Origin of the sequence: Culturomica massiliensis, from assembly GCF_900091655.1 — a bacterium.
In the GTDB taxonomy this organism is placed as follows: Bacteria; Bacteroidota; Bacteroidia; order Bacteroidales; family Marinifilaceae; genus Culturomica; species Culturomica massiliensis.
On the sequence record NZ_LT594621.1, the window covers coordinates 25,699 to 46,675 of the forward strand.

The window sequence follows — 20,977 nt, forward strand, 5'->3', positions numbered from 1 at the left end:
TTGCAGTTTACTTCTGTTCCGGCTTTCAGGGTTTGGAAAGGAAGAAAAATGTTTTTTCCGAATAGACGACTTCGATCAGATCAAAGGCGATGAATTTGGCCAATGTATTTATGGCTCTGGGACGGGGGAGTCCTGATAGTTTACAATATTGAGATAAAGTGATTTTACCGTTGGTATTCAAATAATCCAATAATTGTTGTTCGTGGATGGAATAACGGACGAAAGCCCCTTTACGGGCGTGTTTATATTGCCAGAGGCGTAAATGGACCGGACTGGCTAAAATATTTTCGTCTTTTATGCGTATGTAAGCCCGGTAGTGATTGTCTTCATCTTTGGCGTAATAGGGTCCTTGTTCTCCCTTGGGGATGATGACTTCCAATACGGTCCGTCCTTCGATTTCGTGTGTATGCATTTCACAGTCGATGACTGGTTTGCTGTATAGTCTGGCGGCAGCTTCGATCATGTATATTTCTTCTTCAGAACGGACTCCGGCAATTTTCCCGTTGTCTTTTACCCCGACCAGTAACCGGCCTCCTTCCGTATTTGAGAAAGCAGACAGGCTTTTGGCAATTTTGCGTGCGTCTGAAATTTCAAATTTGAAGTCCTGTTGCTGGTGTTCTCCCTGGCAGATCAGATCGTATATGTAATGGTGTCCTTTGTGTAGCCTGTTCATGGTGCAAAGATAGTAATAAACCCGGAAACTTCCGGGACATGCTGTAACCAACCTTAGGAGGATACGTAATAACTACAACTGTTCAGTTCCTGTGATTTTTGATTTACGATCAATTGTCATTGGGAATTTCAGATTTTAAATTGAAAATGAGAACGGTGATAAAATTACACGCAGGGACGGACTCATTGTGTAATTTTTAATTTATGTTTTAGGTTGTATTTATCTGATATATAGTTATTTGTATGGTGATTTGCAGCCTGTGAATTATAATTTTATATCCGTGATTAAAATAAACCGTGCTTTGGAATGCACGCGTGAGTTAGTAATAATTTTACCCAATTTGTTATGAAAATGAAAATACAATTAATCGTAATTCTTGGCTTGTTTTTTACAGTCGGAATTCAGCAGAGCCGGGCTCAATCGGGGATGAAAAAAATCGATATGCCACATTTGCCTTATGCTATGAATGCATTGGAACCGATAATCAGCGAAGAAACTATGAATTATCATTATGGAAAGCATTTACAGGCTTATGTGGATAATGTGAGCCGATTGATTATCGGTACTCCTTTTGAAAACAGTGATTTGGAAACTATCGTGAAGTATGCTACCGGGCCGATATACAATAACGGTTCTCAAGCTTATAATCATACGATTTATTTTTTAACATTTTCTCCGGATGCCGTTCATCAACCTTCCGGTGATTTGTTGAAGGCGATCGAGAAAAAGTGGGGATCGTTTGAAAATTTCAAGAACGTTTTTTCACAGTCGGCAGCTTCGCTTTTCGGTTCCGGTTGGGTATGGCTGGCTAAAGATAACCAGGGAGAGCTTTTTATCTTTCAGGAGCCGAACGGCGGCAATCCTCTTTCCAGAGGATATATTCCTTTGATGGGGATGGATGTGTGGGAACATGCTTATTATCTGGATTACCAGAACCGGAGACCCGAACATATAGAAAAACTCTGGACAATTATCGATTGGAATACTGTCGGACAAAGATACGGAAGTTGATTTTCGATTGAAAAAGAGTAAATAAAAAATACAAGGCTACCTCGATAGCCTTGTATTTTTATGATGTTCAGAAATTTATTTCTGAATGATTGTTTTACCTCCCGGCAGTACGGCTTGTATATTGTTATCATACATGGCACTGCATTGAATGGCCGGCCGGGTATATTCTCCGGCGAATGCGGCATTGAACCGGAATTTGAAGATTTTCGTCAGGTCCTGACCGAGACTGAAATACACATAATAACGGTCATCCCGAATGTCGACATAGTCTGCATCCTTGAATGCCTGGGTATTTCCGGTAAGCCGGTCGTTGATGATTTCGAAGCCGGACGGAAGCAAATAACTTAAAGCCAGATTGTCGTATGTGCCGCTGACACCGGTATTGCGTATCGTGATTTCTGCCGTGATATCACTGCCTTGCTTGATGTCTGCGATGTTTATGACGTTCCCTTTATCGTTGTAATAGGTAATACTCATGGAGAGTCCCGACATAATCCGTTCCTTGACGACTTCATAGGGTGCGGAAGCTGTAATAAGACGTGTATAAAGCGTACTTTCTCCGTTGTTCTTAACTTGTACGTTGATTTGGGGTTGGTTTGTCGGCAGGTCTTGCTGCCAGATCGTTTTGCTGATTTTTACCGTTTCTGTGTGTCCTCCTGTCGTTACTTCACAGTTGAGTCCGTCGAGCTTACCGACAAATTTATCGATGTAAGCGGTAGCAGCAACCAGAGCGAATGCTGTCGTTTGAGTGCTCAACCATTCCTGGGAAGACAGGACGGCAGAGATTTGCTCCAACATTTGCCAGGCGTCCTGCTGCATATTTAAATACACCATCGCCTGGAGCATAATTGCTTTATCTCTTACATCGGAGCCAAATGTATAGCCTGTTTGACGATAGGGAGATACTGTTCGCGCCGCATTTTTGATCAAATTACCGGCAACATCGGGATGATTGGTAAGGGCATAGGCAGAAGCCAGCAACCATTCGGCCGTCGGATTATGCAGCTTACGCTCTTTCATGCGGTTCATTGCCGGCATATTCGGTTTACCTGCCAGAGCAAGTACGTATAGCCGGTAGCCTTGTTGCAGTTCTCCATAATAATCCAAAATTTTATAGCTGTTGGCCATGGATTGCAAAAATTTGAGGTCTTTTTGCAGTAGTTGTTTCGGTATGGTATATCCTTTTTGGGAAGCTACCCATAAGAAATTAGCCACGTAAGTACTTACCCATTCGGAGGTATAGGGCGACCCCGGCCAGTAGGCAAAACCGCCCTCTGAGGTTTGATAGCTGCTCAGACGGTTGATGACCGATTTGACATTAGCTTCGATTGTATTTTTTTGAGCGACGCTGAGTTCGGTCAGTTCTCCCAGTGACAATTGCGGAAAAGCCGTTGAAGTAATTTGTTCCGCGCATCCGTGCGGATAGCTGATCAGGTCTTCGAGACGTTCGCCCAGGTTAAGGGGAGGAATAGAAGATATTTCCAATATAGCCGTCGGATCAGCGCCGTTGATATCCGCCTGGAAATCAGCTTTCTCTCCTTTTTTTAACGTACGGGCTTCGACTTTGGTGATCCGGGGATTCGGAACCCGTATATCGACATCTTCTTTTACATAGGCTTTTTCATTTCCGGCCCGTGCTGTAAATGTGAGTGTGGAAATACCGGTGGTTTCCTTGATCCGTAGTTTGAACCAGACGATCTTTTCGCCTTTCTGATTGAAGGTAAGGGTGGAGGATGCATCTCCCAGAATTTCTATTTTATCGTCTGTGCTTACGGATACTTGGGTTTCACGTATGTTGTTGTTCATTGCAAATATCGTTACCGGAATTTCGATAATATCCCCCGGTGTAAACAGGCGCGGCATAGCTACCGATAACATCAGGGGTTTGTTTACCAAAGCCGAAGTATGTGCAGAACCGTATTTACCGTTCGAAGTTGCGGCAACCACCATTGCCCGTACTTCTCCGATGTATTCAGGCATACGGAATGTATGTCTGTGGGATTCTCCTTTTTTCAAGGAAACCGGGCCTTCAAACAGTACGACCGGTTTGAACCGGTTTGTTTTTTCATCCTGTACCGGTTTCAATGCTTCGTCGCCTCCCACTGCAAAGGCTTTTTCCAGGCGGGCACCATAGGCACCGAAAATGAAATCATAGAAGTCCCATGTTTTTACACCCAGTGCTTCCCGGGCATAAAATGCCGGGAACGGTTCCGGGGTACGGAACGAGGTTAGCGATAACAGGCCTTCGTCTACAATAGCCAGGGTATAATCCATAGCTTGTTGGTTTTTCTCGCTCACCGTCACTGTAAATTCCTCTCCGGGCCGTAATTCCTGAGGCATTTTGATTTCCGGATGAAGGTGGAGGGCTGCATCTTCTACATTGATATTTACAACTCCATAGAGGCGTACCGGGCGGTCGTTGTCTCTGTTTTTCTGGGGCTGAATCAGAGTTACAAATGCATATATGTTCGGACACATATCGGAAGTTGCTTCAAATTCGAACGTTGTTTGTCCTTCCGTTGTCTCGACGCGGTGAATGTCTTTGAAGCTTGTGCCGTTTTCAAGGCTGACAATAGCGACACTACCTTTTGAGGAAGGTATGTTGATACGGATTTTTTCTCCTGTTTTATACTCTTTTTTATCTGTATTGACTGTCAATAAGGTTGCCATTTCAGCCGAAGCATTTTCTGCCCAGGATCCGAAATAGGTGATCATGCCTGCCGTATGTCCGGATTGGACGTCTGTGGCTTGTATGTAATAACGTCCGTAATAATCGATATTCAGATCACAGGTAAAATTCCCGTCGGATGATGTTGTGTAGCGGTCAAAGACCGGATCGTTGTATGTGCGGTTGATGTATGAGCCCGAATTGTCCTGATCGGCTTCCCACCACCAGCTCCAATTGATTTTGTATACTTTGATGTGGATTTTGGATGAAGCTGTACTTTTCTTGCCTTCCGGCGTTAGAAGAATACCTTGCAGGCGTACATTTTCTTTTGTAGGATACCAGCCGTCGGAAGTTTTGGGAAGGCGGATACCGGCATAGCGGATGTAAGGGGAGTAGCGGGTGGTGTAGGTTGAAATACTGAAATCCCCGCTATTTTCGAAGACCCGGGTCGTAAAAGAAGCCGTGAGTATCCCGGGTGCATTTTCTGTATGTATTTTATCCAGGTTAAAAGAGAAGTTGCCTTCGCCGTCGGTGGTCCCGTCGAAAAGTGTTTCCGCATAAGATTGAAAATCTTCGGCAATATCATTGAAAGCGTAGTCGGGATATTCCCGGAAAGCCGTACGATTACGATTCAGGCGAACTTCTGTAATTGCTTTCAGGTTTGCCGTGGGAGCTCCGTTCAGCCAACGTGTTTTTACACGAACGGTTTTATTGGGAATACCTTCTCCGATTATGTCGTCGTTCGGAAATTCCATGTTGATACTGAGACGATTGGGTTTTATCGTTTCTATGCGCAGTGTTTTATTGAAGTTGCTGCCGCCTATTTTGACAATTGCTTTCCAGTAGCCTGTCGGTGCATCTTCTGCTGTTGAGAAACGGAATGTGTGAATCGGGCATTCACTTGTTGTGCTTTTCCGGGTTTCGGTGATATTTCCTTTCGGATCTGCCAATTGGGCGATAACCGGATGGCCTTGGGGGAGTACATTCAATTTATCTTCGAGTATGAAAGAGAGGTAGATGTCATCTCCGGGACGCCATACACCCCGTTCACCGTAGATGAATCCTTTCAGTCCGGATTGAACATTCGCTCCGCTGATGTCGAAGTTGCTTAATGATAGGGCATTGGCATCGGCAATACGTAGCCAAGCCTGATCGTTTCCTTTACGGGCATGGACAATAAACGTTTTTTCTTCCGTATGTAGGTATGCAAATCCGTTTTTGTCCGTTTCGACGGAATCCAGTTTTTGATTCTGGTAGTTGTAGAGGGTGATCATACAATCGGATACCGGCGTAGCTGTGGCAATGTCGTTGACTGCGACGAAATACCGGTTATCGGCCCCTCTTTTAGCGACGAGTCCCAATGAAGTGTTGATGATATTTTTTCCGATAAAACGTTGACTGTTGTAATAGGATACGGTATAAGGATTATCCCGGTCTTCCCAGCGGTAATCCGGGTTGTAATAATACATATCGTAGTAATATCCATCATCGTCGTCGTCCCAGTTTTTCTTATAATAGTTGATATCATCCTCGTTGTCCGAATTATTGGCAAATGTGGTATAGGAACGTTGGAAACGGATTTCCAGCCGGTAAATGACTCCTTTTTCCAGTTTTATCAGGTCGGAAAGATTGAGTGTAAAATCGTTCCAACGGTTGAGATCTATGTTTGTACCTTCTTGCTGTAAATCGATTTTTTGCCGGAAGACGGGACGTGCTGTACGCATCAGACTGCTTGTACCGTTGTATGAATTTTGTTGAAGAAAGAAATTCATGTTTTGCTGGAACACTTTGATGATTTGTACGTCAACGGCTTTCAGGGCTACTGCGGAGAAAGGAACCAATACCTTCCCGTTTGCAGGTGTGATGACGCCTTCTCCGATAAATTTTACGGCGGGGTTGGTAGAAGGTAAGGAGATTGTGTACGTCTGGGTTTCCGTGAGTATTTTCCCGTCGTTACCTCGGATGCCTTCGTGAATTGTTATATCGAGGTATTCCAGGTTTTTATTGAGGGTGTAATACAGGTAGATTGTATTACCTTCAGTTTTGTACCGTATATCGGATATACCCTCAATTGTAATAAGTCCTTCCAGGTTCTGGTCCGGATCGACGTTGTCCGACAAGTCTATGCGTAGAGATTGACGGTCGTTCTTATTGAGACGGACATCGAGTACGGAGAATTCACTTTTTCCCGGAATTTTAATTGTCGTTTCAGTACCGTTGACAATTTTTTTGCCGAAAGAGAGTTGTAACTCCTGCGGAGATTCAGTTTTGCCGATATCCGGAATTTTGAAATAATGGGTATTTCCGTTGTGTTCCCATATAATCGGTATTTCACGGTCACTTAGACGGGCTGATACCTGTTTTTCGATTTCTTCATTTTCCATAAAATCGGAAGTGATTAATGAAGCTTCGTAAGTCAATGTATCGTTGGCTTCTCCTGTGGTAAGGGTACCGGAGGAATAAGATGCTTTTAAATCTACGACTTTGACTTTGAATGTGTAATATTGGAATTTTTGAGGGACATCCATCAGACTGCCTAGATGTAATTTGAAGGTGTATTCTTCACCGTTTTTAAATCGTTCTTCCGGTGTAAATTCTAATGTACGTTCGTCTTTTAGGATCAGTTGTCCCTTTATGTCCGGAGATATTTTCAGTAGTTTAGCAGGCAATGTTTCTCCTGTTTTAACATCCGGATTTACACTTTTTTCCAGATAGATTTCAACGGGACTATCGGATACGATCGTTCCTGAAGTATGACCGTAAATGTATTTACTGAATGCTTCTTTGTCCGTTGTTTCCTGGGAACCGCAGGCGTTTAATAGTCCTATCAGCAGGAATAAGCTGTAATAAAGTAGATGCTGTTGCCTCATAATTAAGGATATTTAGTAGTTTACCATGTTACAAAGTTAGAACAATAATAAACTGTGCATATATTTTCTCCTGTTTTTATTTTTTATATTTTTGTTCGTTTTATATCTTGCTGTGGACGGTGAGATATCATAAAGAAGGGGATAGAGTATCCCCGGGAGGTAAATTAAAATAAATGAAGGTATGAGAATCGCTGTTGTCGGTACGGGGTATGTCGGTTTGGTATCAGGCACTTGTCTGGCGGAGACCGGGGTTACGGTTACCTGTGTGGATGTGGATGCAACGAAAATAGAGTTGTTGAATAAGGGAGGGATTCCTATTTATGAGCCCGGACTTGCTGAGTTGGTGGTAAAGAACCGTATGGATGAACGTTTATTTTTTACTGTTTCCCTACAGGAAGCTTTGATAGATGCCGATGCCGTATTCATTGCGGTCGGTACGCCTCCGGATGAAGACGGTAGTGCCGACCTGCGTTATGTTTTAGGGGTTGCCCGTGAAATCGGACAGTTGTTGGATCATTATGCCGTTATTGTTACAAAATCTACCGTTCCGGTCGGGACCAACCGGAAAGTTAAAGATACCATTACGGAAGAGTTGAGAAAACGGGGATCGGATGTGGAATTTGACGTTGCTTCCAATCCGGAATTTTTGAAAGAAGGAGATGCTGTAAATGACTTTATGTCTCCCGACCGTATCGTTATCGGCGTTGAATCGGATCAGGCCAAAAAGACGATGGAACGTTTGTATCATGCTTTTCTTTTGAACAATACCTCGATTTTTTTTATGGATATACCATCGGCAGAAATGACTAAATATGCTGCGAATTCCATGTTGGCGACCCGTATTTCTTTTATGAATGACATTGCTAATCTTTGTGAGATTGTCGGAGCGGATGTAAGTGCCGTAAAACGGGGGATAGGCAGCGATACCCGGATCGGCAAGAAATTTCTGAATGCCGGTTGCGGATATGGGGGGTCCTGTTTTCCGAAAGATGTGAAGGCTTTGATAAAAACGGGGAAGGAATATGGGTATAGTATGGAGGTGCTGGAAGCTGTAGAGCGGGTAAACGAAAGACAGAAAGAAGTGTTGTTTACTAAGATCATGAAGCACTATGGCGGTCATATACGGGGAAAACATTTCGGAATGTGGGGATTGTCTTTTAAACCCGCCACGGACGATATGCGCGAGGCTCCTTCTTTGGTCTTGATTGATAAATTGCTTGAAGCCGGAGCTACGGTTTGTGCGTTCGATCCGGTGGCAATGGATGAGGCGCGCCGTCGCATCGGTGACCGTATCGGATATGCCCGGAATATGTACGAGGCTTTGCAAGGAGCCGATGCTATGATTGTGGTGACGGAATGGCAGGAGTTTAAAGTTCCTAAGTTTACATATATAGAGAAGGCTTTGAGGGAAAAGATTATCTTTGACGGACGGAATATATACAGTCCCGATCAGATGAAAGAATTCGGGTATGTTTATTACGGAATCGGAAAGTAAAATTTGTGGGGACGGTCGAAAGCTTTGATTGGAAATTTTAATTTCGTCTGTTGACGAAATAGTATCGATATTTGGAGGATATAGACCGAATGCCGGTTATATAAAGAATTTTATTCAGGTTATTATTATGCGTCTGTTATTTGTGGTGAATCCTGTTTCCGGTTACGGGGCGGGTAAAAAATTACCGAAAAAGATTAAAGAATTGGCTGAATACCGGGATATCGATTACGATATAAAATTTACCGAATATGCCGGTCATGCCCGTGAAATTGTTGCCGATGTCCGGAAAAGCGGGCAATATACCCATGTCGTGGCTGTCGGGGGAGATGGAACTGTCAATGAGGTAGGAACTTCGTTAATGGGGAGTGATCTCATATTCGGTATCGTATCTATTGGTAGCGGCAATGGGTTTGCACGGCATCTGGGATATTCAACTTCATTAAAAAAAGCTTTGAGACAGGTGCTTTGCGGAACTTGTTCGCAGGTGGATGTTATGGAGATAAACGGAGAATATTCCTTGAATGTGAGTGGTGTCGGTTTTGATGCGGAAGTTGCACATGAATTCAATCGTCAGAAACTGCGGGGTGTTTTTTCATACATTTATGCCGGGTTGAAGATGTGGTTTAATTATTCTTCGAAAAAATACCGGATTACCTGTAATGGGCAAACGGTGGAAGAAACCTGTTTTATTCTCAGTTTTGCCAACAGTTCTCAGTTTGGAAATAATGCCTGTATTGCACCGCATGCTTCTTTGAGGGATGGGTTGATGAATGTATGCCTGTTGAAACGTCCCCAATGGTGGAATGTACTTTTGTTTTTGTTTTTCTTTATGAATGCCCGGGTGGATAAATTGAGTCTTTACAAAGAATTCCGTTGTGAAGAGGCTTTGATTGAAGGAGATATTCACAAAGTGCATATTGACGGGGAGGCGGCTTTTATGAATGCTCCGGTACAGTTGAAAATTCACAAAGGAGTACTGAAGTTGGTCGTTCCTAAATTTGCGAAGGGATAACCGTTCCGTTATTGTTCGGGTTTCTTTTCCAGGAATTGGGGTGCAATCCGGAACATATATTCGCGTGCTTCCTCGTAATTATTCGATATAACGCCATCGAGAATTGCTTCTTTGATGGCATTTTTTATATCGCCGATAGTCCGGCAGGGAGGAAGATTGAAGGTTGCTATAATTTCTTCTCCGCTGATCGGCGGTTGGAAATTCCGGACGGAATCTTTTTCTTCTACTTCTTTTAGTTTTTGCCGGACAATCCGGAAGTTTTGCAGAAAGCGTTTTACTTTTTCTTCATTTTTAGAAGTGATGTCGGCTTCTGCCAGAGTCATCAGATCGTCGATATCGTCACCCGCATCGAAAAGAAGCCGCCGAACTGCCGAGTCGGTAACGATATCTTCCGAAAGAACAATCGGGCGCATATGCAAATTAACCAGCTTTTGTACATATTTCATCTTTTCGTTCTGCGGCAATTTCAGGCGATTGAATATTTTGCCCACCATCCGTTCGCCGATGTAATTGTGGCCGTAAAATGTCCAGCCTTGTCCCTGAACAAACTTTTTGGTAACCGGTTTGGCAATGTCGTGTAAAAGGGCTGCCCAGCGCAACCACAGATTATCGGTATGGAGCGACAGGGTATCGAGTACTGTAAGTGTATGGTGGAAATTGTCTTTATGACCTATACCATTGACGGTATCTATGCCTTTCAAGGCCGACAATTCCGGGAAAAACTGCTCCAATAGGCCTGCTTCATCCAGTAAGTAGATACCTTTTGACGGGATCGGAGAGAGCATGATCTTATTGAATTCGTCAATAATCCTTTCCTTAGAGACGATGCGGAGACGTTCTTTATTTTGAGCGATTGCCTGAAATGTGCGGTCTTCGATCTTGAAGTGAAGTTGGGAGGCAAAGCGGATGGCTCGCATCATGCGTAGCGGATCGTCGGAAAATGTGATTCCCGGCTCTAGCGGTGTTTTGATCAGGCCTTCTTCCAGGTGTTGTAAACCACCGAACGGGTCTATAAGGCTGCCGTAATTTTCCCGGTTCAATGAAATGGCTAATGCATTGATCGTAAAATCCCGCCGTCGTTGATCATCTTCTATGGAACCTTCCTCGACAATCGGTTTCCGGGAATCGGCCCGGTAGGATTCTCTGCGGGCTCCGACAAATTCAATTTCCATTCCTTTGTAACGGAACATGGCCGTACCGAAATTTTTGAATACCGATACCGTTAGGTTTCCCAGTCGTTTGGCGGCAGCTTCGGCTAAGGCAATGCCGTTGCCGTGTACTACGATATCGATGTCCTTGGAAGGACGATGCAACAGAATATCTCTGACAAAACCTCCGATAACGTATGTTTCAATTCCTTTTTCTTCAGCAATTTCAGACAATAATTTAAAAACCGGGTGTTTCAGATATTCCTGCATCATTGTTTCTTTTCTTGATACCGGCTGCAAAAATACCACAATTTTACCATATCAAAGGCAAAAGAACGAAAAAATAGAGGTGGCAAAATGACATAAAGGAAAGGCTGATTTTAGATTATAGATTTTTGACTTACGGTTTTAACTTGAATGTACAATCTTTTCCGTAAAGAAAAAGAGCCGGAAATCAAAATAGCTGTCTGTTTTTGACCGGTTATGCCGCCTGCTCTTCCGGAACGGTTTTCCCGTTTTCGGACGCTATAAAACGTTCGCGTAGATTTTTAAGCCTTTAAAGCCCGAAAAGGCGGTGGGAAAAAGGATTTTTTGTAATTTCGAGGGACGAATGAAACAAGGGCATAAAAATGATGTCCGATAAATACAAGACTTGGTAATTAAAAATGAAGCTATGAAGAAGAAAGCCGGATTATTTGATTTGGATGGGGTGATTTTCGATACAGAAGGACAATATACTCAATTTTGGAGTGAAGAGGGAAAGTTATTGCAGGAAAGTTCTGATTTTAGTGCCCGTATAAAAGGACGCACTCTGAAAGAGATTTTGGATCGGTATTTTCCCGATCAAAAACAAGCAGATGAGGTAATAAAGAGGCTCAGCCGCTTTGAGCAAGAAATGGTGATCGAATATATACCCGGAGCCCGGGAGTTTATTCTCGGATTAAAAGAACAGGGTGTAAAGCTGGCCATTGTTACCAGTTCCAATGATTTGAAGATGCAGAATGTATATCGTTTGCATCCCGAGGTGAAAAAGGTTTTCGATGTTATTATCACTGCCGATAAAATCACCCGTTCCAAGCCGGATCCGGAATGTTATTTGCTGGCAGCCCGGGAATTGGGAATGAAGAAAGAGGAGTGTGTTGTGTTTGAGGATTCGTTTTCAGGTTTGGAAGCCGGACGAAGGGCTGAAATGAAAGTTGTCGGTTTGGCGACCTCGAATCCGGCAGAGAAAATTGCAGATAAGGCGGATGTTGTTGTTCCTGATTTTCGGGGTCTTTCTTTTACCGATATCCTGAATTGATCGGGAACGGAAGGATTTCCCGGTCGGTTATGGTATACTGTTAATAAAAAGAAAACCCGGTATTTGCCGGGTTTTCTTTTTAATTATTGCCTGTTTTTTATTCAGCCAGAATTGTGATCTCGGCACCGGAAGCAAAGTCCTGTCCGTTTTGTTCACTCAAGGCTGTAAACCGGATGTAGCGGGCTTTTACCGGCTGGGTGAAAATTACTTTTTTCTCTTCTGCATTATTGGCAAACGTTCCTTTCCGGATCGGTTCACCCCAGTTTTTACCGTCCTGGCTCACGTGGATGCTGTAATCTTTTATATTGCCGTTACCACCGTTTTGCCGGGGGAGATAGGTGAAACCTTTGATTGTTTTTACTTCTCCGGCATCCAGGTCTACCCAATGCGGGTATTTGGCTACCGTTACGGAATACATGGTATGCCAGATCGTATTCGGATCGCCGTCCGTCAGGTTTGCTGCATCTCCTTCTCCCGATTCTTCGCTGCTGGCATATACGACAACCGTTTGTATTGTTTCGATCTTTTCGAATGTCATGGTTGTTTTGATTTCCGGAGTCGATTTATACCAGGCTGTAATTGTACCTCCGTTCCGGAATGGAATCGGTTGGGTGTATACTTTTGCTTTACTCTTACCGACGGTGTAACAGATTTCAGCTCCTTGTTTTGCCGAAGAGAGTTCTACGACTCCGCTTCTGTTACGGGTAATGGAAAGTGGAATTTCTCCGGACGGAGCGACATTTGCGATGGTCGTTAAATCTTTTCCGGCCGGCCGGATGATAAAACCTATATTGTTGTGTCCGGCATAAACACGGTCCTGTTCCAATGGACCTCCTTGTCCGCAACTGTTACCGCCTAATCCGGTTACCGCTGCATCCAAGTGGAGGTAAGTATCTCCGGCCGGCGGCAATTGGTAAGGATGAGGAGCCAATATCAGATCGAGGGCCGAATATTGTAATGCAGAAGCCGATAAATGGTTCGTTGCAACAAATACAGCCCCTTGATGTTCGGCATCGGTCAGGGCACACCAGCGTACATCTTCGTGATTTCCCATGTCTTGCGGTTTCGGAAAGTTTACGAATTCACCGGCAACCGTATTCGTATGTTGTTCGATGAATTGCCCGCTTTTGCGGTCGGGGTAATTATCGGCCGGACCGCGACCGTAATAGGTGAAATTTTTATATGCTTGCGGCACTTTCATGACATATCCCAAACGCGGCAGGATCAGATTCGGCTGATTAGAGATAATGCTTGCCTGCAGTTCAATAGAACCGTCCTGATATACCGTCCAGATTTGGTTGGTTGTGAATTTAAAGTCACTTTCTCCGAACGGTTTACCGGTCAACTCTTCAATGCTGTTTTTACCGGAGCTTGTTCCTCCGAGGATTTTGGCGGCATTCGGAGCCTGGGATACGACCGTAAAGGCCAGTACGATCGTACCGTCTTTTGGGGTTATGATTTTACTGTCTGTCGTTTTGTGTACCAGGTTGTGTAAACCTTTTTCGAACCATTGGGCATAGAACCAGTTGTCGTTGTTGGTAAATGCCCGCAACGCATCCAGTTTCGGACCGTTACCTGCCGTAATTATGGTTTTCCCACCGTAATTCAGACTGTAAATCGTTCCGGTATTTGTATCGAATTGCACTTCAAAATCATCACCTTTTATGGTTTTGATATTGGAAGGTGTATCGGTGTAGGTCAGTTTACCGGCTTTTGCCGCTATTTCTCTGACGGCCGGACGTGCTGTGGCTTCTTTGACAGGAAGTTGTTCTTCCATAGCTACGAAACCTTTTTTTGCCCAGGGCATATCGTTCTTTAATAAGAACTGGATTTTTACGAAATATTCAGAGTCGTTTTTCAGCCGGTCATATCGATAGGGGATGGTTACGCGTACTCTGCTACGCGGGGCTATCGTTCCGGTGGCCAGATTACCTGACTCGATTTCTTTCCCGTTTTCGTAAAGCGACCATTTGATGTCGTATTCCGAAAGGTCTTTGAAATAGTATTTATTGAAAATTTCATAACTGCCTTTTGCCGGATCGATGGCATTGACGGCTATGTCCTGATAAACTTTTTTTACTTCAAAATATTGTGGTTTCGGTTCCAGATCGCCGAAGACAATTCCGTTCATTACAAACTGTCCGTCATTCGGGGTATCTCCGAAATCTCCGCCGTAAGCCAGGTAACGCTCGCCTGTTTTTTTGTCGTAATTGTACATGGATTGGTCAACCCAGTCCCAGATAGCACCTCCGCAGAAGAAATTGGTCGATTCAATGGCTTCCCAATAGTCCACCAGATTACCGCAGGCATTTCCCATAGAGTGGGCATATTCCGAAACATGGAACGGATATTTGATGTCATAATGTCCTTTTACGGCTCCGCGCATCCAACCGATTGACGGATATTGATTGGAGCCCATGTCTACGATATCGTTATTTCTCTCGTATTGTACCGGACGGGATAAATCCACTTGTTTCAGGGCTTTGTATGCTGAAACGAAGTTTTTGCCGGGGCCGGCTTCATTACCCAATGACCAGATGACAATGGAGGGGTGGTTGATGTGATTATCGACCATTTCCATAACGCGGGCAACATGTGCGGCTTCCCATTCTTTCGGGTGTGACAGAGAAGCTGCTCCGTAATAATATTCATGCGATTCGATATTTGCTTCGTCTTCCAGGTAAATACCATATTTGTTGCACAGGAAATACCAATAGGGATCGTCCGGATAGTGTGAGTTGCGGACGTGGTTGATATTTCCTTTTTTCATCAGCATAATTTCGTCTTCCATCATTTTACGGGTGATGGCGTGTCCTACTGCGGGATTTGATTCGTGACGGTTAACTCCCTTCAATTTTACGGTTTTACCGTTTACGTAGTAATAACGTCCTGCCAGACCGAATTCATCTTCCGATGCCGGCGTATCTTTAATTTCCACTTTACGGAATCCGACGATGGTAGAAACGATGTCTATCGTTTTGTTTTTTTTATCTTTCAATTCCGCTACCAATGTATAACGGTAAGGTTGTTCCGCCGACCATTTGTGGGGTGCTTTTACGTTAAAGACAACCTGCGATTCTGTCGTCTGTTCCGGTGTGATCAGAACAATCGGGGCTGCCGATACGCTGCCGGCCAACTTGTCGTTTGCATCGGAATACAGTTCGTTTTCATATAAGGAGTAGTGCATTTGGTAACCTTTAACCGCTTTTTTACCCAAATTGCGGATATCAGCGGTGATTGTCAGGGAACCGTCGGTATAGGTTGCATCCAGGTCGGGAATAACCTTTAAATTACGTACATGTACCTGAGGGGTCGAGTATAAAGCTACCGTCCGGAAAATACCCGGCAATCGGAACATGTCCTGTGCTTCCAGAAAAGAACCGTCAGAATTGCGGTATACTTCTGCTGCTACCGTATTTTTCCCTTTTTGCAGGTATTTGGTGATATTGAAATTAGCTGTATTGCGGGAGTTTTTAGAGAATCCGACATATTGACCGTTGATCCACAGATAAAAAAAAGAATCTACGCCGTCGAAGCTGATGAATACTTCCCGGCCATTCCAATCCTGCGGAATTTCAAATTCCCGCCGGAAAGAACCTACTTCGTTCCGGTATTTATAGGTGGTCCAGTTTGTCGGAGGAGTACGCATGACTCCTCCCCGCCAATCGTCTACTTTTACCTGGTGCTGGAAAATTACCGGTTGATTTACGTAAATGGGTACCCCGTATTTCAGACTGCCGTCTTTTTGTATACCGTAGATGTTCCAGCTTGAAGGGACGGGGATATTGTCCCAGCCTGTGACATCGAATTCCGGCTTGTAAAAATCTTTCGGCCGGGAATCCGGATCGGGGGCCCAGTTGAATTTCCAGTTTCCGTCGAGAGACTGCCAGTATTTACTGTTTTCCGGTAATACCTTACGGGCATTCGTCACATTTTCAAACGAAAAGAAATAAGCCCGGGGTTGTTCTTTATTCAATGCCAGATTTTCAGGCGAGTTCCATTCATTGCCGGCCGGTGATTCTACCACGGCATAACTGAATCCTTTCAGTGGAGGTTGTCCTGCAAAGGTTTGCATTGCCAAACAACATCCGATCAGACACGATGTAATTTTACGCATAAATGTTTTTTTTATATTTTATTGTTAGAAAATCGATACACCACTACCAATCCGTATGCAATATTCGATAAAATCCGGCATATTACCAAATGGTTTTTTCCCGTTTCAGCCGGGAAGGAGGGGAAAAACATCTGTCTGAAGAGAGGAAATCAAGCTGCGGAAATAGATGTTTTAGTGGTGTTAATATCTTGATTATAAATAAAATAAATGTCCCGGATTTTTTCCGGGACATATGTGTTTTTTATAAAAATATTCGGTAAAAAAATTATTTATAAATAATGACTTTCTTTCATTTTTTACTTTCAGACAATACCGGAGAAGCCCATAAAGGCCATTGCTAATAGTCCGGCTGTAATCAATGCGATCGGGGAGCCTTTCATGCCTTTGGGAACTTCGGTTAACTCGAGTTGTTCCCGTATTCCTGCAAAGATGATGAGAGCCAAACCGAAACCGATTGCTGTAGCTCCGGCAAATACGATGGATGAGAGTAATGTAAAGTTTTTCTGGATAACCATAATAGCGACACCCAATACGGCACAGTTGGTTGTAATTAAAGGCAGGAAAACCCCCAAGGCCTGATAAAGGGAGGGACTGACTTTTTTCAGTATAATTTCTACCATCTGCACCAATGCTGCGATGATCAGAATGAATGTAATGGTTTGCATGAATTCAATGTTCAGGGGCGTCAGAATTGTCACCTGAACGATATAGGTTACCAAGGTAGCGAGGATCATGACGAAAGTAACGGCTCCGGTCATCCCCACTGCTGTTGAAACCTTTTTGGATACACCGAGGAACGGACAGATACCCAGAAACTGTGCCAGTACGATGTTGCTGACAAAGATGGCTGATATGATAAGTATAATATAACCCATAGTTTTAGATCAATTAGTTTGCTTTTCTGATTTTATTTACGATGGCGATAAGATATCCTAATGCAAGGAAGGCACCCGGAGCGAGAACAAAGACCAGCATTCCGTAATTTTCATTAAAGACCGGCAGGTTGAATGCTTTACCGCTTCCCAGTAATTCCCGTATTGTCCCCAGGAGCGTCAAACTGAGGGTAAAACCGAGTCCCATCCCCAGTCCGTCTAAAATAGACGGCAGGGCTTTATTTTTAGATGCGAATGCTTCCGCCCGTCCCAATACGATACAGTTTACGACTATCAATGGGATGAACAGGCCCAAAGAGGCATGTAAAGCCGGGAGATAAGCCTGCATGGACATATCTACAACTGTAACGAAGGCAGCAATGATAACGATGAATGAAGGGATACGGATTTTATCCGGAATAATATTGGATACCACAGATATCACGAGATTCGACATGACTAATACGAAGGCTGTAGCGAGTCCCATGCCCATACCGTTGATGGCGGAAGTGGTTACACCTAAAGTCGGGCACATTCCCAACAATAGTGCGAATGTCGGATTTTCTTTGAATATGCCGTTGGTAAAAACTTTTAAATTATTCATGGTTTTTGGATTTATGATTTACGATTTATGATTTACGAAGGCTTCAACAATCTGAGGTGACGTAAATCTGAAATCAAAAATCGTCGTTTATTGGTTTTGTTGTGTCGTATCTGCAACAGGCGTTGTGTTGTTGCTTATTGCGGCAGCAGCACGGTTGACAGCATCCAGGAACGCCCGGGATGAGATCGTCGCTGCTGTGATTGCATCGACGTCGCCTCCGTCTTTTGTTACCTTTAGGCCGGTTGTACCCGGGATTTTCCCGATAATACTGCCTTTGCCTTCTTTGGTAAACCAGATGTCCATTTTGGAGCCCAGGCCCGGAGTCTCTTTGTGTTCCAGTACTGAATAATTGTAGATCGACCCGTCTTTGTTGAAACCGACCATTAACCATACCTGTCCGCCGAAACCGTCATTACTCAATGTTTTTACGGCTGTACCGATCAGTTCACCGTTCTTTTTGGCCGGATAAACAACCAGGCTGTCCGGTTTTTTTTCTTTATAGAGGTATGGATAATCCAGTTTGCTGTCCGTAGCTATTTTCCAGGCATCCATACTTGGATTGTTATCGAATTCTCCCGGGATAACCTGGCGGATGGCGTTTACTTGTTTTGCCTGTTTAGCCTGGTTTATCGGCTCCGCAGTCAATGAATAGACATATCCAACTGCCGCCGATGCTATCAAGGTGACAGCAAATAACACTACCACCATATTTATAAAGTTTGACTCTAATTTTTTTCCCATCATGATTGATTTTAAATTTTAGATTTTAAATTTTAAATTAAGAATTTACAATCTATAATTTACAATTTAAAATTATACGAATCTTGCCGGTTTACAATATCTGTTGATCAGCGGAGTGAAACCGTTCATGATCAGGATGGCAAATGACATCCCTTCCGGATATGCTCCGAAAACGCGGACGATAACGGTAATTATACCGATACCTATTCCGTAAATAACCATTCCTTTTACAGCCATAGGCGAGGTTACGTAATCCGTCGCCATAAAGATGGCTCCGAGCATCATACCTCCGCTTAGTAAATGGAATACCGGGCTTACAAAATGTTCCGGGTTGCATAGATAAAGGATACCTGAGAATACGAATACGGTAGCGAAGATCGTTACGGGGATATGCCAGGTGATAATTTTCCGGAATAACATGTATACGAATCCGACTAGCAGTGCAATGGCAGCTACTTCACCCAAGCTACCGCCCATATTGCCTAAAAACATTTCCCGGTAACCGGCAATATTCCCGGACGACATGACTTCCGTCACCGATTGTCCGCTTTTTAAAGCTTCTTTTAGGATAGCCAAAGGTGTAGCTCCTGTTTCGGCATCTACGTAAGAACTGGCTAAACCCAGCGGTTTCGGCCAGGTTGTCATTTGAACCGGAAATGATATCAATAAGAAAACACGTCCTACCAAAGCCGGATTGAAGATGTTACATCCCAATCCGCCGAAACTCATCTTGCCGATTCCGATAGCCACTAAAGCACCGATGATAACAATCCATACCGGCAAGTTGGAAGGTACGTTGAAGGCCAGCAAAACTCCGGTAATGATAGCCGAACCGTCAAAAACAGACGGCTGGCATTTCAGTAAAAATTTTTGAATCAGGTATTCGAATATCAGACAGGCGACCACTGATGTCAAAGTTACAATGACTGCTCCCATCCCGAAAAATAAGACGGAACAGATGAAAGCAGGAATCAGTGCAATCAATACCCCGTACATATTTTTTTCGATCGAATCGTTGTTATGTAAGTGCGGAGATGGAGATATTAATAATTTCATATTTAAAATTTTAGATTTTAGATTTTAAATTGAATGAATGATTTGCAATTTAAAATCTGCCATGTATTATTTCTTTCTGTTTCTGATCATGACTCCGGTACGGGCTTTACCCAAGCGGATATAGTCCAGTAAAGGTCTGTCAGCCGGACAGGTGTAACTACACGAACCGCACTCGATGCAGTCCATTACTTTCTCTGCTTCCAGACGTTCCAATAAGTCGTGGCGGGAAAGAGTCATCAGTAAATAAGGCTCTAATCCCATCGGACAAGCAGAAACACATTTCGAACAGCGGATGCAATTCCGGCTCGGCTTGCGAGGCCCCTCTTTTTCATTTATGATCAGTACTCCACTCGTACCTTTCATGACCGGAGAGTCGATATTGGCCATTGTACGTCCCATCATAGGTCCTCCGCCGATGACTTTGGCCGTATCTTCCGGCAGGCCGCCTGCAGCGTTTATCAGTTCCGAGACCGGAGTACCGATACGGCACAGAAAATTACCCGGATTGTTCATGGATTTCCCGGTTACGGTAACGACACGTTCCATCAAGGGCTTGTGTTTCATGACGGCTTCATAAACAGCCAGTGCCGTACCTACATTTTGTACGACGGCTCCTACAGCAATCGGTAATGCACCTGACGGAACAGCACGTCCTGTCGTTGCTTTAATCAATTGCTTTTCTCCCCCTTGCGGGTATTTCACTTTCAGAGGGCAAATCTCTATGCCCAAAACTTTTGAGGTAATTGATGTCAGACGGTCGATGGCATCCCGTTTGTTGTTTTCAATGCCGATGATTGCCTGTTTTACATCGATGGCTTTCATCAGTATCTGTACGCCTATGATGATTTCTTCTGCCCGTTCCAGCATAATCCGGTGGTCGGCTGTCAGATAAGGTTCACATTCGACACCGTTGATGATCAGAATTTCAGCCTTGCTACCCGGAGGCGGAGATAATTTCACCTGAGTGGGGAAGGTCGCACCTCCCATACCGACAATCCCGGCAGCCGTAATGGCCTTTAAAATTTCTTCTTGGGATGCCGTGATGTTGTGATCGATTTTTTCAGAACAATCGATTCCTTCCATCCATTCATCTCCTTCGACCTTAATCACTACGCAAGGTTTTTGCAGGCCTGCCGCATCCGGACGGTTTTCTACGGCCAAAACAGTTCCTGAGACAGAACTGTGTACATTGGCAGATACGAATCCTGATGCCTGACCGATCAGCTGACCGGCTTTTACAGTGTCACCTTTTTGTACAACAGGAGTAGCCGGGGCTCCTATATGTTGTCCCAGAGGGATAATTACCTGTTCGGGTACAGGTAGTTTCTGTATTTTCCCGCCGGATGTCAATTTACTTTCAGGCGGATGTACGCCACCGATTTTAAATGTCTTTAACACAGCGTATTATTT

The 20,977-nt window shown here is 44.0% G+C and carries 13 protein-coding genes; 4 read left to right on the forward strand and 9 right to left on the reverse strand.

What is annotated here, in order from left to right; genetic code table 11:
• Positions 1–25 precede the first annotated feature (25 nt).
• Positions 26–673, reverse strand: a complete 648-nt coding sequence (locus tag BN8908_RS01245; RefSeq protein WP_068688522.1) for an AlbA family DNA-binding domain-containing protein — start codon at positions 671–673, stop codon at positions 26–28.
• 345 nt (positions 674–1,018) lie between these two features.
• On the opposite strand from BN8908_RS01245, the gene BN8908_RS01250 reads away from it, so the two are divergent.
• Positions 1,019–1,684 carry a superoxide dismutase gene (locus tag BN8908_RS01250; protein ID WP_082989192.1) on the forward strand — a complete coding sequence of 222 codons (666 nt, stop codon included), beginning with the start codon at positions 1,019–1,021 and terminating at the stop codon, positions 1,682–1,684.
• Between the two features lie 75 nt (positions 1,685–1,759).
• On the opposite strand, the gene BN8908_RS01255 is transcribed toward BN8908_RS01250, so the two are convergent.
• A complete protein-coding gene (locus tag BN8908_RS01255; RefSeq protein ID WP_068688524.1) occupies positions 1,760–7,222 on the reverse strand; it encodes an alpha-2-macroglobulin family protein in 5,463 nt (1,820 codons plus the stop codon).
• 181 nt (positions 7,223–7,403) lie between these two features.
• Between BN8908_RS01255 and BN8908_RS01260 the strand changes: the two genes are divergently transcribed.
• Both BN8908_RS01260 and BN8908_RS01265 read left to right on the forward strand, forming a co-directional pair.
• Complete coding sequence (locus tag BN8908_RS01260; protein WP_068688526.1) at positions 7,404–8,717, forward strand: UDP-glucose dehydrogenase family protein; 1,314 nt, start codon at positions 7,404–7,406, stop codon at positions 8,715–8,717.
• Positions 8,718–8,844: 127 nt separating this feature from the next.
• Positions 8,845–9,729 carry a diacylglycerol/lipid kinase family protein gene (locus tag BN8908_RS01265; protein WP_068692037.1) on the forward strand — a complete coding sequence of 295 codons (885 nt, stop codon included), beginning with the start codon at positions 8,845–8,847 and terminating at the stop codon, positions 9,727–9,729.
• 8 nt (positions 9,730–9,737) lie between these two features.
• Here the strand turns inward: BN8908_RS01265 and BN8908_RS01270 are convergent, their stop codons facing one another.
• Positions 9,738–11,150, reverse strand: coding sequence for a CCA tRNA nucleotidyltransferase (locus tag BN8908_RS01270; protein WP_021987668.1), 1,413 nt, complete (start codon positions 11,148–11,150; stop codon positions 9,738–9,740).
• 400 nt (positions 11,151–11,550) lie between these two features.
• On the opposite strand from BN8908_RS01270, the gene BN8908_RS01275 reads away from it, so the two are divergent.
• Positions 11,551–12,177 (forward strand): HAD family hydrolase, encoded by a 627-nt coding sequence (locus BN8908_RS01275; protein ID WP_021987667.1) that lies wholly within the window; start codon positions 11,551–11,553, stop codon positions 12,175–12,177.
• Between the two features lie 97 nt (positions 12,178–12,274).
• Here the strand turns inward: BN8908_RS01275 and BN8908_RS01280 are convergent, their stop codons facing one another.
• From BN8908_RS01280 to rsxC, 6 genes are all read right to left on the reverse strand, one after another.
• Positions 12,275–16,252 (reverse strand): glycoside hydrolase family 2 TIM barrel-domain containing protein, encoded by a 3,978-nt coding sequence (locus BN8908_RS01280; protein WP_455550271.1) that lies wholly within the window; start codon positions 16,250–16,252, stop codon positions 12,275–12,277.
• Between the two features lie 344 nt (positions 16,253–16,596).
• A complete protein-coding gene (gene rsxA / locus BN8908_RS01285) occupies positions 16,597–17,169 on the reverse strand; it encodes an electron transport complex subunit RsxA (protein WP_021987665.1) in 573 nt (190 codons plus the stop codon).
• Between the two features lie 13 nt (positions 17,170–17,182).
• On the reverse strand, positions 17,183–17,770 hold the full coding sequence (rsxE, locus tag BN8908_RS01290; RefSeq protein ID WP_021987664.1) for an RnfABCDGE type electron transport complex subunit E: 588 nt from the start codon (positions 17,768–17,770) through the stop codon (positions 17,183–17,185).
• An 87-nt stretch (positions 17,771–17,857) separates the two neighbouring features.
• Positions 17,858–18,478, reverse strand: a complete 621-nt coding sequence (locus tag BN8908_RS01295; protein WP_227461899.1) for an RnfABCDGE type electron transport complex subunit G — start codon at positions 18,476–18,478, stop codon at positions 17,858–17,860.
• 105 nt (positions 18,479–18,583) lie between these two features.
• Positions 18,584–19,567, reverse strand: a complete 984-nt coding sequence (locus BN8908_RS01300; protein ID WP_021987662.1) for an RnfABCDGE type electron transport complex subunit D — start codon at positions 19,565–19,567, stop codon at positions 18,584–18,586.
• Between the two features lie 66 nt (positions 19,568–19,633).
• Positions 19,634–20,965, reverse strand: a complete 1,332-nt coding sequence (gene rsxC, locus BN8908_RS01305) for an electron transport complex subunit RsxC (RefSeq protein WP_068688533.1) — start codon at positions 20,963–20,965, stop codon at positions 19,634–19,636.
• Positions 20,966–20,977: the final 12 nt, after the last annotated feature.

Bases quoted from the DNA above. Each gene is read 5' to 3' on its own strand.
- BN8908_RS01300 (WP_021987662.1), bottom strand. From the start codon at position 19,567: ATGAAATTATTAATATCTCCATCTCCGCACTTACATAACAACGATTCG.
- BN8908_RS01265 (WP_068692037.1), top strand. From the start codon at position 8,845: ATGCGTCTGTTATTTGTGGTGAATCCTGTTTCCGGTTACGGGGCGGGT.
- BN8908_RS01275 (WP_021987667.1), top strand. From the start codon at position 11,551: ATGAAGAAGAAAGCCGGATTATTTGATTTGGATGGGGTGATTTTCGAT.
- BN8908_RS01270 (WP_021987668.1), bottom strand. From the start codon at position 11,150: ATGATGCAGGAATATCTGAAACACCCGGTTTTTAAATTATTGTCTGAA.
- rsxA (WP_021987665.1), bottom strand. From the start codon at position 17,169: ATGGGTTATATTATACTTATCATATCAGCCATCTTTGTCAGCAACATC.
- BN8908_RS01255 (WP_068688524.1), bottom strand. From the start codon at position 7,222: ATGAGGCAACAGCATCTACTTTATTACAGCTTATTCCTGCTGATAGGA.
- BN8908_RS01245 (WP_068688522.1), bottom strand. From the start codon at position 673: ATGAACAGGCTACACAAAGGACACCATTACATATACGATCTGATCTGC.
- BN8908_RS01260 (WP_068688526.1), top strand. From the start codon at position 7,404: ATGAGAATCGCTGTTGTCGGTACGGGGTATGTCGGTTTGGTATCAGGC.
- rsxE (WP_021987664.1), bottom strand. From the start codon at position 17,770: ATGAATAATTTAAAAGTTTTTACCAACGGCATATTCAAAGAAAATCCG.
- BN8908_RS01295 (WP_227461899.1), bottom strand. From the start codon at position 18,478: ATGGTGGTAGTGTTATTTGCTGTCACCTTGATAGCATCGGCGGCAGTT.
- BN8908_RS01250 (WP_082989192.1), top strand. From the start codon at position 1,019: ATGAAAATGAAAATACAATTAATCGTAATTCTTGGCTTGTTTTTTACA.
- BN8908_RS01280 (WP_455550271.1), bottom strand. From the start codon at position 16,252: ATGCAAACCTTTGCAGGACAACCTCCACTGAAAGGATTCAGTTATGCC.